Below are 11477 nucleotides of genomic sequence, written 5' to 3'. Positions count from 1 at the left end.
TGCTATTTACAACTAAAGTTCCCGTTAAAAAACAGCATGTTAGTGTTTTCTTATAATACGTGTTACTCGTCGGATTTAGATTGTAGCAATACTGACATGGCCTCAGGATCGCGCCGTCATCCCTATGAGGTTCCATACATGAAGTATTCCTCGATTCTGTTGTTGTCTCTCTCCCTGGCCAGTGGTTTTGCCTCAGCTGGCGGCACCGCTGAAGCCGGCGTGGGCGGTGCATTGGGTGGGGTACTCGGTTCCGTTGTCGGCCAACAATTGGGCGGCAGCACAGGTTCAGCGATTGGCGCTGGTCTAGGCGGTGCGGCAGGTGGCGCAGTGGGCGCAGACCGTCGCAACCGTGGTGAAGCCGCTATTGGTGGCGGCTTGGGCGCAGCGGGCGGCAACGTGCTTGGCCGCAGCGTCGGCGGCACTACCGGCAGCCTGATCGGCGCAGCAGCCGGTGGCGGTGCAGGTGGCGCCCTGGGTAACTACATGGGCAACGAAAGCCGCGACGATGGTCGTGGAGACCGCCGCTACCGTGGTCGCGATGATCGTCGTGATTACCGCGGCGACCATCGCGGTCGTGGTCATGCCTATGGTCATCGCAAACATTGGGATGATCATGATCGCCGCTGAGTGATCGCACGTGTCGCTATATCTGCCGCTGGCTGCACTCCCCACGCAGCCAGCGCTGCTTTAAAGTCCGCTAAACCAACCTTCTGATCAACACCGGTCGCCTGCCCGCTGGGGAGCCGTGTCTGTCATATACCGTCTAATTAGCGCTCGAGTGGACCAACCCAGTCAAACTTGACGCACCACTCTTACAGCGTTTCTGACATTTTCCAGACAAACAAAAACGCCCCCGACCTTGCGGTCGGGGGCGTTTTTTTAACAGCTAACTAATGAATCAGTTGCCGTTTTTCTTGGCAGAGCGGGTGCGCTCGCTTTCACCAAGGATTTTCTTACGCAGGCGGATCGACTTCGGCGTTACTTCGCAGAGTTCGTCTTCTTGAACGAATTCCAGCGCTTGTTCCAAAGTGAAACGGATAGGCGGAACCAAAGCGATGGTTTCGTCTTTACCGGAAGCACGCATGTTGTCGAGCTTCTTGCCTTTGGTTGGGTTAACGCCCAGGTCGTTGTCACGGCTGTTGATGCCGACGATTTGACCTTCGTACACGTCTTCACCGTGACCCAGGAACAGCTTGCCACGCGCCTGCAGAGTTTCCAGCGAGTAGGTCAGAGCCTTACCGGTAGCAACCGAAACCAGTACGCCGTTCTGACGACCGGACATGTCGCCGGACTTCATTACGTCGTAACGGTCGAAGATGCTGGTCAGGATGCCGGCACCGGATGTCAGGGTCAGGAATTCGTTACGGAAACCGATCAAGCCACGTGCCGGGATGTTGTACTCAAGGCGAACGCGCCCTTTGCCATCCGGAACCATGTTGGTCAGGTCGCCTTTACGGATACCGATTTGCTCCATGATCGCGCCTTGCGCAATTTCCGGCAGGTCGATGGTGACGTTTTCGTACGGTTCGTGCTTAACGCCGTCAACCATACGGATGATCACTTCTGGACGACCAACGCCCATTTCGAAGCCTTCGCGACGCATGGTTTCGATCAGTACCGAGAGGTGCAGCTCACCACGGCCGGACACTTTGAACTTGTCAGCCGAGTCGCCTTCTTCAACGCGCAGTGCAACGTTGAACAGCAATTCTTTGTCCAGACGTTCCTTGATGTTACGGCTGGTGACGAACTTGCCTTCTTTACCGCAGAAAGGCGAGTCGTTTACCTGGAAAGTCATGGAAACGGTTGGTTCGTCAACGGTCAGCGGCTTCATCGCTTCGACGTTCAGTGGGTCGCACAGAGTGTCGGAGATGAACAGCTGGTCGAAGCCGCTGATGCAAACGATATCGCCGGCAGCTGCTTCGTCAACGTCGATACGGTGCAGACCGTGGTGACCCATCAGCTTGAGGATACGACCGTTACGGCGCTTGCCGTCGATGTCGATAGCTACAACCTGAGTGTTCGGCTTGACGCGACCACGAGCGATACGGCCAACACCGATGACGCCCAGGAAGCTGTTGTAGTCCAGAGCGGAGATTTGCATCTGGAACGGACCGTCACGGTCGACTTTTGGAGCCGGCACGTGGTCGACGATGGCCTGGTACAGCGGGGTCATGTCTTCGGCCATATCGGTGTGCGACAGACCGGCAATACCGTTCAGTGCAGACGCGTAAACAACGTGGAAGTCCAGCTGTTCTTCAGTAGCACCCAGGTTGTCGAACAGGTCGAAGATCTGATCCAGAACCCAGTCTGGACGAGCGCCCGGACGGTCGACCTTGTTGATCACAACGATCGGACGCAGGCCGGCTTCGAAAGCCTTCTTGGTCACGAAACGGGTTTGCGGCATAGGGCCGTCTTGAGCGTCAACCAGCAGCAGAACGGAGTCAACCATCGACATTACGCGTTCAACTTCGCCGCCGAAGTCGGCGTGGCCCGGGGTATCCACGATGTTGATGTGGAAGCCGTTCCAGTTGATAGCGGTGTTCTTGGCAAGAATGGTAATACCGCGTTCTTTCTCCTGGTCGTTGGAGTCCATCACGCGCTCGTCGTTGAGCTCGTTGCGCTCCAGGGTGCCGGATTGACGCAAGAGTTTGTCTACCAGGGTGGTTTTACCATGGTCAACGTGAGCAATGATGGCGATGTTACGTAGATTTTCGATCACTTGTGTATCTCGATCAGAGGATTCGGTCAGCTGCCTATTGTAGGCAGCTATTAACAGTAGAGTCGGCGAAAGCCATGACGGCTTGACGACTGGCGTCGGGGGGCCGGTGACGCAAGCCACAGGCAAACAGCCCCGGGCACTTAGCTCGGTCGATAAACGCGCACATTGGCATGCCCCTCACTGAGCAAATGGTGGGCATGCAGGCGACTCATCACGCCTTTGTCGCAATACAACAGGTACTGGCGAGTCTCATCCAGTTCCTTGAAGCGGCTGTTCAATGCATAGAACGGCAGCGTCTGTATTTCAATGCCAGGCAACTCCAGCGGTTCGTCATGCTGAGCATCCGGATGACGGATGTCGACGATGACCTGACCGGCCAGTGCTTCACTGACTTCCTCGATTTCAATGTCCTGGCCCAATTCGTCGATAACGCGATCGATCGGCACCAACCTGGCTTGCTCAAGCGCACGCTCGAGCACCGCCATATCAAACTGCTGTTCTTCATACTCCACGCGGTTGCGCTTGGCGTGGGTCTTGGGGTTGACCGAAATCACCCCACAATACTCGGGCATGTGCTTGGCGAAATCGGCAGTGCCTATATCGTAAGCCTGATCGATGATGTCTTGCTTGTGGCTGGCGATCAGTGGACGCAAAACCAGCTTTTCCGTGACCGAATCGATCAGCGACAGATTGGGCAGGGTCTGGCTGGAGACCTGAGAGATCGCCTCGCCTGTTACCAGCACATCAATCTCGAGCCGATCAGCGATACGGGTCGCTGCGCGCAACATCATACGCTTCAACACCACGCCCATATGACTGTTATCGACTTTACCGAGAATTTCTCCCAGTACTTCTTCAAACGGGACGCTGACAAATAGCACGCGTTGCGAGCTACCGTACTTCTTCCACAAGAAATGGGCGACTTCCATCACCCCTAATTCGTGGGCGCGACCACCGAGATTGAAGAAGCAGAAGTGGCTCATCAGCCCACGGCGCATGATCTGGTAGGCCGCGACCGTGGAATCGAAACCGCCGGACATCAGCACCAGTGTCTGCTCGAGCGCACCCAGCGGATAACCGCCGATGCTGTTGTGCTGACCGTGAATCACAAACAACCGTTGGTCGCGAATTTCCATGCGCACTTCGATTTCGGGTGCTTTCAGGGAAATTCCGGCAGCGCCGCACTGCTGGCGAAGTTGGCTACCGACGTATTTCTCGACATCCATGGAGCTGAAACTGTGTTTGCCGGCACGCTTGCAGCGCACTGAAAACATTTTGCCGGCCAACGATGCGCCGACGTGTTCTTTACACTTGGCGACGATGTCGTCCATATCGCCTAGCGGGTATTCATTGACCTGCAAAAAATGTGCGATGCCCGGCATGCAACTCAGGCGCTCAATCATCTCCTGCAAGGCTTTCGGCTCGCTAACCCTGGTTTCGACCTCAAGATTGTCCCACACGCCTCCCACCACCAATGCCGGGTCCAGATCACGGAGCACGGTACGGATGTTTTTGGCCAACTGGCGGATGAAACGCTTACGCACCGGCCGGCTTTTGATAGTGATTTCGGGGAAGACTTTTACGATTAGTTTCATGTAAAAAACGCGCGAGGTGCCAGCCGAAAAATAGGGGGCAGGATTATAGCGGAAATTGCTCAAGGTTTAACCAGTTATCGTACAGCCAATATTGCACGCACCAAAAAAGACCGCTCTCTCATCAATCCGCATCATATCAGTGCATCAAATTTTCGATTTATCAGCTTTAATGCCCGCAATGCCTGCGTTTGGCGCGAAAAACCCAAGTCGGGGCACTGGCATGCAATTTGCTCCCTTGTGAGGCAGGTTGCCTTGGCAGAGTATTCGCGCCGGCATCACCCAATTCTAAGGGCCAAACCACTAAAGTGGCCCGAAGCCACCCGGAGGACACCATGTCGAAGTCGGTTCAACTCATCAAAGATCATGACGTTAAATGGATTGATCTGCGCTTCACTGATACCAAAGGCACTCAGCACCACGTGACCATGCCGGCTCGCGATGCGCTGGATGAAGATTTCTTTGAAATCGGCAAAATGTTCGACGGTTCCTCCATTGCGGGCTGGAAAGGCATCGAAGCGTCCGACATGATCCTTATGCCTGACGACAGCACTGCCGTGCTCGACCCGTTCACCGAAGAGCCAACCATCATCCTGGTTTGCGACATCATCGAACCTTCGACCATGCAAGGCTATGACCGCGACCCACGCGCCATTGCCCGTCGCGCTGAGGAATACCTGAAGTCCACGGGTATCGGCGACACTGTTTTCGTTGGCCCGGAACCAGAATTCTTCATCTTCGACGAAGTGAAGTTCAAGTCCGACATCTCCGGTTCCATGTTCAAGATCTTCTCCGAACAAGGCTCCTGGATGTCCGACCAGGACGTGGAAGGCGGCAACCGTGGCCACCGTCCAGGTATCAAAGGCGGCTACTTCCCGGTTCCACCGTTCGACCACGACCACGAAATCCGTACCTCCATGTGTAATGCCATGGAAGAAATGGGCCTGGTCATCGAAGTTCACCACCACGAAGTGGCGACTGCCGGTCAGAACGAAATCGGCGTGAAATTCAACACCCTGGTTGCCAAGGCTGATGAAGTTCAGACCCTGAAATACTGCGTACACAACGTAGCCGATGCCTACGGCCGTACCGCTACCTTCATGCCTAAGCCTCTGTATGGCGACAACGGTTCAGGTATGCACGTACACATGTCCATCTCCAAAGATGGCAAGAACACCTTCGCAGGCGAAGGCTATGCCGGCCTGTCCGATACCGCCCTGTTCTTCATCGGCGGCATCATCAAGCACGGTAAAGCACTGAACGGCTTCACCAACCCGTCGACCAACTCCTACAAGCGTCTGGTCCCAGGTTTCGAAGCACCGGTAATGCTCGCCTACTCGGCTCGCAACCGTTCCGCGTCGATCCGTATTCCTTACGTGTCCAGCCCTAAAGCTCGCCGTATCGAAGCTCGCTTCCCGGATCCAGCAGCTAACCCGTACCTGGGCTTCGCTGCACTGTTGATGGCTGGCCTGGACGGCATCCAGAACAAAATCCACCCAGGCGACGCTGCTGACAAAAACCTGTACGACCTGCCGCCTGAAGAGGCGAAAGAGATCCCACAAGTTTGCGGCAGCTTGAAAGAAGCCCTGGAAGAGCTGGACAAAGGTCGTGCGTTCCTGACCAAAGGCGGCGTATTCAGCGATGACTTCATCGACGCTTACATCGCTCTGAAAAGCGAAGAAGAAATCAAAGTACGCACCTTCGTACACCCACTGGAATACGAGCTGTACTACAGCTGCTAATCCAGTTACGTCAGCCGCATCGACGTAATAGAGGCCTCCTTCGGGGGGCCTTTTTTATGCCTGATATTTTTTAACAATTGGTTTCTGGCTTTGAGCACAACCTGTGGCGTTAACTCTCTGGCTTTATCAGGTCGCCGAATCAGCCAGAGGTCTACCCATGTCGAATTCACATCGACTGCCGCATTTGTCTCTTCTATGTGCGGCCATAGTCAGCATAAGCGCCTGCGCCAATACGCCCACACCCTCTCAACCACCCGACTCGCTGGCGCCCTTGATCCAGACCGTCAGTGAACGCTTGAGCATCGCCGATCAGGTCGCACTCACCAAATGGGACAGCGGAAAACCGATCCAGGACAGCCTGCGCGAACAACAGGTCATCGCCAACGCGGCAAAGCTGGCCCCGGCCTACAAGCTCAATCCCGAAGAAGTCAGTCAATTCCTGGCGGCGCAAATCGAGGCGAACAAGCTGGTGCAGTACACGCTACTGGCCAATTGGCACGCGGCAGGCAAGGCGCCGAATACAGCGAGACCGGACCTGGTCAATCAAGTCCGCCCACAGCTCGACCGACTGCAAATTCGATTGCTGCAAAACTTCGCAGCCTTCACGCCCTACCGGCACGATCCACAATGCCCGACCTGGCTGAACCAGCAACGACAGCTTCAGGCAAACGACGCCATCCATGACATCGCACTGGGACGTGCAGTCGGGGAGCTTTGTATCATCACCCAGCAGCCCCGCTGACAAGATTGCTAACAGCTAGCCCCTCAGGTCTGGAGAACCCGCTTTAGCATGAAAATACGACGCTGAGCCTCCATTACATGACTTCGTATTTCCGACATTTTCTGCAATTCTTGAAGGCTGGTTTGTGCCCCTGATCATGACGTTTACTCGGCTGCGCTCAGGGCGTTTCGCCCTGGCAGACCGAGGAAGTTGAATATGATCAAACAAGCCCTGCTCTCCCTAAGCCTCTTGACTCTCATCGGTACGGCCAACGCCCAGATGAAGCCAGCCATTGATTCAAAGATCCTTTTGCAGAGCTCATCGTCCTGGGACGGCACGCCCTATGTTGCATACCCACAAGGACAGCCAGAACTGACTGTTCGAAAAGTAACCATGGCACCCGGCAGCAGCTTCGATTGGCATTCCCACCCAATGCCGGCGGCCGGTTATGTAGTCTCGGGCGAGTTGATCGTTCAGGCACGGGATAGCGATAAAACCGTAACATTGACAGCCGGACAGGTTTTACCTGAAATGAATAACATTGTTCACCGCGGCCTCAGTGGCAATAGCCCCACCGAACTCATTGTGTTCTATGCTGGCACCCCCGGTATGCCGATATCGGTAGAGCCTACCAACTAAAACCCGCGCTATTGCCATTGGACGATTCCATGCATCGAAGCCTTATATTTCTGCTGCTGTCGATCGCCTTGCCCGCTGCGGCGCAGATTTATAAATACACCGACGCCAATGGCAATCCCGCCTACAGCAATCAACCACCCAACGGCACACCAAGCGAAACCGTGCAGTTGCCGCCACTGAACAGTGTCGATACCAAGAAGCCTGCCGCTCAGCAAAACAACGCGCCCTCCAGCGCCAATCAGGGTCAGTCATCCGACGCCTATGGCGTGCTGACGCTGAGTGACCTGCCGACCGATGAAGCGCTGCGCGCCAACAACGGAACATTCACGATTGGCGTCCAGCTGCAACCACGCCTGCAACCCGGGCATCTCTTGCAACTGGTGCTCGACGGTAACGCTTACGGACAACCCAGCAACGTCCCGAGGCTCCAGGTAGTGAACCTTGACCGGGGGGAGCACAGCCTCGCGGTCCGCGTGATAAACGACCAACAGATCATCCAGCAAAGCCCGACCGTCACGATCAGCGTGCAGCGCGTCCATCTCGGTAAACCTTAAGATGCCTTCCCGATCAAACCCCGTGCGCAGCCTGTTGCTGCTATGCCTGATTTTGTTCGCATTACCAGCGGTTGCCGACGTCTATACCTACGTCGATCCGCAAGGCAACCGGGTGTTCACTGACCAGGCGCACCCTGGCAACGCGCATCGCGTCGAGATCCCGCCCAGCAATATGAGCTCCCAGCCACGCAAGCACGTCGTGCAGAAGGCCCACGCCCCCACAAAACCCGCGCCCATATTCCGCTACCAACTCCTGCGGATCCTGGTGCCCGAACCGGATGCAACGGTGCGCAGCATGACGGGGAAACTGATCGTCAGCGTCAGCAATGACCCGGCCCTGCAGAACGGTCACACGTATCGCTTGCTGGTCGACGGCCAACCCTACGGGCAAGCAGGTCGCAGTCCGGTGTTCCCACTGATCAACATTGATCGCGGGACACACCAGCTGGCCGTCGAGATTATGGATGAAACGGATCGCATCGTAGAGCGAACACCCAACCAGCCCTTCCATATGTTGCGCATCACCCTGGCGCAAAAACGTCTGGCGCAGCCGTGCAAGGAAGCGGATTACGGTGTACGCCCCGAATGCGCCCTTGCCGATAAGCCTGCGGAGAAAAAAAGCAGCCTCCTGCCTTTCTTCTGACCACTCAACAGCGTCAGGCACTATATTGGTGCGATAGCTTGCAGCGTGATCGACGAAGCCACCCATTTTGGTTCGAAAATCCTGGCGGAGAGCAGCCTCTAACGACCCAATGTCCGAAAAAAGCCCGATTTTGCGGGTTTGGCGCTTCTTTTCGGAGCCTTGGTTTGGTTTTTGCAGATTCGTACTATCAGTACCGTATCAGCGGCTAAACCCATGCTGGCGAAGACCAACCAGCGCCTGCGATCCGGGCCCGCCTGGGGTTGCAATGTGCCAAAAGAGGTCAACGACAAGTAATGACTATCAGTGACGCGCTGCACCGGCTTTTACTCGACAACCTGACCACTGCCACCATTTTACTCAACTCGAACCTGCGTCTTGAGTACATGAATCCAGCAGCGGAAATGCTGCTGGCCATCAGCGGCCAACGCAGCCATGGACAATTCATCAGCGAGCTGTTCACCGAATCGGCTGAAGCACTGAGCTCGCTGCGTCAGGCTGTCGAACAGGCTCACCCGTTCACTAAGCGCGAAGCGATGCTCACCGCGTTGACCGGGCAGACCTTGACCGTCGACTACGCCGTCACCCCGATCCTCAGCGGAGGCGAAACCCTGCTCCTGCTGGAGGTCCACCCACGTGATCGCTTGCTGCGGATTACCAAGGAAGAGGCTCAGCTGTCCAAGCAGGAAACCACCAAAATGCTGGTGCGCGGCCTGGCCCACGAAATCAAGAACCCGCTCGGCGGGATTCGCGGTGCCGCCCAACTGCTGGCCCGGGAGCTGCCTGAAGAGAGCCTCAAGGATTACACCAACGTCATCATCGAAGAGGCCGACCGCCTGCGTAATCTGGTCGACCGCATGCTGGGTTCCAACAAGCTGCCTTCGCTGGCAATGACCAACGTGCACGAAGTGCTCGAGCGCGTGTGCAGCCTGGTCGACGCCGAAAGCCAAGGCTGCATCACCTTGGTGCGCGATTACGACCCGAGCATTCCAGACGTGTTGATCGACCGCGAGCAAATGATCCAGGCCGTCCTCAATATCGTGCGCAACGCCATGCAGGCCATCAGCAGTCAGAACGAGTTGCGTCTGGGCCGGATCAGCATGCGTACCCGCGCCTTGCGCCAGTTCACCATCGGCCACGTCCGCCACCGTCTGGTGTGCAAGATTGAAATCATCGACAACGGTCCGGGCGTTCCGGCCGAGCTTCAGGAAACCATTTTTTACCCCATGGTCAGCGGCCGACCGGATGGCACCGGGCTCGGCCTCGCGATTACCCAGAACATCATCAGTCAGCATCAGGGACTGATCGAGTGTGACAGCCATCCTGGCCACACCACCTTCTCGATCTTCCTGCCGCTAGAACAAGGAGCCGCGTCGACATGAGCCGTAGTGAAACTGTATGGATCGTCGATGACGACCGTTCTATCCGCTGGGTGTTGGAAAAAGCCCTGCAACAAGAAGGCATGACCACCCAAAGCTTCGACAGCGCCGACGGGGTGATGAGTCGCCTGGCCCGCCAGCAGCCTGATGTGATCATTTCCGACATTCGCATGCCGGGCGCCAGTGGCCTGGAGTTGTTGGCCCGGATCCGCGAACTGCATCCGCGCTTGCCGGTCATCATCATGACCGCGCATTCAGATCTCGACAGTGCAGTGGCGTCATATCAAGGCGGTGCGTTCGAATACCTGCCCAAGCCGTTTGATGTCGATGAGGCCGTATCGCTGGTCAAACGCGCCAATCAGCATGCCCAGGAACAACACGGCATGCAGGTCGTGCCAGCCCTGACCCGCACCCCGGAAATCATCGGCGAAGCCCCGGCGATGCAGGAAGTGTTTCGCGCCATCGGGCGCCTGAGCCATTCCAACATCACCGTACTGATCAACGGCGAGTCCGGCACCGGTAAAGAACTGGTCGCCCATGCGTTGCACCGCCACAGCCCCCGAGCCGCATCGCCGTTCATTGCATTGAACATGGCAGCGATTCCTAAGGACTTGATGGAGTCCGAGCTGTTCGGCCACGAAAAAGGCGCCTTTACCGGCGCGGCCAACCTGCGTCGCGGCCGTTTCGAACAAGCGGACGGCGGCACCCTGTTCCTTGATGAAATCGGCGATATGCCGGCAGATACCCAGACGCGCTTGCTGCGGGTACTGGCTGATGGCGAGTTCTACCGTGTCGGTGGGCATACCCCGGTCAAGGTCGATGTACGCATCATTGCCGCGACTCACCAGAATCTGGAAACCCTGGTGCAAGCGGGTAAATTCCGTGAGGACTTGTTCCACCGCCTCAACGTGATTCGCATCCACATTCCACGGATGTCCGACCGTCGCGAAGACATTCCGACCCTGGCCAAGCACTTCCTCGCCCGTGCCGCGCAAGAGTTGTCGGTCGAGCCGAAACTGCTCAAAGCCGAAACCGAGGAATACCTCAAGCACCTGCCATGGCCGGGCAACGTCCGTCAGCTGGAAAACACCTGCCGCTGGATCACCGTCATGGCCTCAGGTCGCGAGGTGCACATCAGCGACCTGCCACCAGAACTGCTTAGCCTGCCGCATGACGCCGCACCGGTTACCAACTGGGAACATGCGCTGCGCCAATGGGCCGATCAGGCGCTGGCACGCGGGCAGTCCAGTCTGCTCGACAGTGCGGTTCCGACGTTCGAGCGGATCATGATCGAAACCGCCCTCAAGCACACCGCTGGCCGCCGCCGCGATGCCGCCGTGTTGCTGGGCTGGGGCCGCAATACCTTGACGCGCAAGATCAAGGAATTGGGGATGAAAATCGACGGCGACGAAGACGAAGGCGACGACGCCTAAGATCTTTTTGCGCTTTGGTTGATTCCAGATCGCTCACGGGAAGACCTGTCTGCACAGG

General features: G+C 56.7%; 10 protein-coding genes. 8 read left to right on the top strand and 2 right to left on the bottom strand.

Annotated features, from left to right (window positions below; genetic code table 11):
- The first annotated feature begins 138 nt into the window (after positions 1-138).
- Positions 139-627, top strand: a complete 489-nt coding sequence (locus tag RHM55_RS15970; RefSeq protein WP_322177293.1) for a glycine zipper domain-containing protein — start codon at positions 139-141, stop codon at positions 625-627.
- Positions 628-898: 271 nt separating this feature from the next.
- On the opposite strand, the gene typA is transcribed toward RHM55_RS15970, so the two are convergent.
- Both typA and thiI read right to left on the bottom strand, forming a co-directional pair.
- Complete coding sequence (typA, locus tag RHM55_RS15965; RefSeq protein WP_322177292.1) at positions 899-2719, bottom strand: translational GTPase TypA; 1821 nt, start codon at positions 2717-2719, stop codon at positions 899-901.
- A 140-nt stretch (positions 2720-2859) separates the two neighbouring features.
- Positions 2860-4314: a tRNA uracil 4-sulfurtransferase ThiI gene (gene thiI, locus RHM55_RS15960; protein ID WP_322177291.1), complete on the bottom strand. Its 1455-nt coding sequence runs from the start codon at positions 4312-4314 to the stop codon at positions 2860-2862.
- 332 nt (positions 4315-4646) lie between these two features.
- On the opposite strand from thiI, the gene glnA reads away from it, so the two are divergent.
- From glnA to ntrC, 7 genes are all read left to right on the top strand, one after another.
- A complete protein-coding gene (gene glnA / locus RHM55_RS15955) occupies positions 4647-6053 on the top strand; it encodes a glutamate--ammonia ligase (RefSeq protein ID WP_322177290.1) in 1407 nt (468 codons plus the stop codon).
- Positions 6054-6210: 157 nt separating this feature from the next.
- Positions 6211-6795: a chorismate mutase gene (locus tag RHM55_RS15950; RefSeq protein WP_322177289.1), complete on the top strand. Its 585-nt coding sequence runs from the start codon at positions 6211-6213 to the stop codon at positions 6793-6795.
- A 195-nt stretch (positions 6796-6990) separates the two neighbouring features.
- Positions 6991-7413, top strand: coding sequence for a cupin domain-containing protein (locus RHM55_RS15945; protein WP_322177288.1), 423 nt, complete (start codon positions 6991-6993; stop codon positions 7411-7413).
- Between the two features lie 29 nt (positions 7414-7442).
- The gene (locus tag RHM55_RS15940; RefSeq protein ID WP_322177287.1) at positions 7443-7967 is read left to right on the top strand and encodes a DUF4124 domain-containing protein; all 525 of its coding nucleotides are present in this window, start codon (positions 7443-7445) and stop codon (positions 7965-7967) included.
- A gap of 22 nt (positions 7968-7989) precedes the next feature.
- Complete coding sequence (locus RHM55_RS15935; RefSeq protein WP_322182976.1) at positions 7990-8610, top strand: DUF4124 domain-containing protein; 621 nt, start codon at positions 7990-7992, stop codon at positions 8608-8610.
- Between the two features lie 293 nt (positions 8611-8903).
- A complete protein-coding gene (glnL, locus tag RHM55_RS15930; RefSeq protein WP_322177286.1) occupies positions 8904-9989 on the top strand; it encodes a nitrogen regulation protein NR(II) in 1086 nt (361 codons plus the stop codon).
- Positions 9986-11419, top strand: a complete 1434-nt coding sequence (ntrC, locus tag RHM55_RS15925; RefSeq protein WP_322177285.1) for a nitrogen regulation protein NR(I) — start codon at positions 9986-9988, stop codon at positions 11417-11419. Before glnL ends, ntrC begins: the two co-directional genes overlap by 4 nt.
- Positions 11420-11477: the final 58 nt, after the last annotated feature.

This window comes from Pseudomonas sp. MH9.2 (genome assembly GCF_034353875.1).
Taxonomy (GTDB): domain Bacteria; phylum Pseudomonadota; class Gammaproteobacteria; order Pseudomonadales; family Pseudomonadaceae; genus Aquipseudomonas.
The sequence above is the reverse complement of the archived record's forward strand: the minus strand, read 5'-3'. Positions and strand labels throughout refer to the sequence as shown.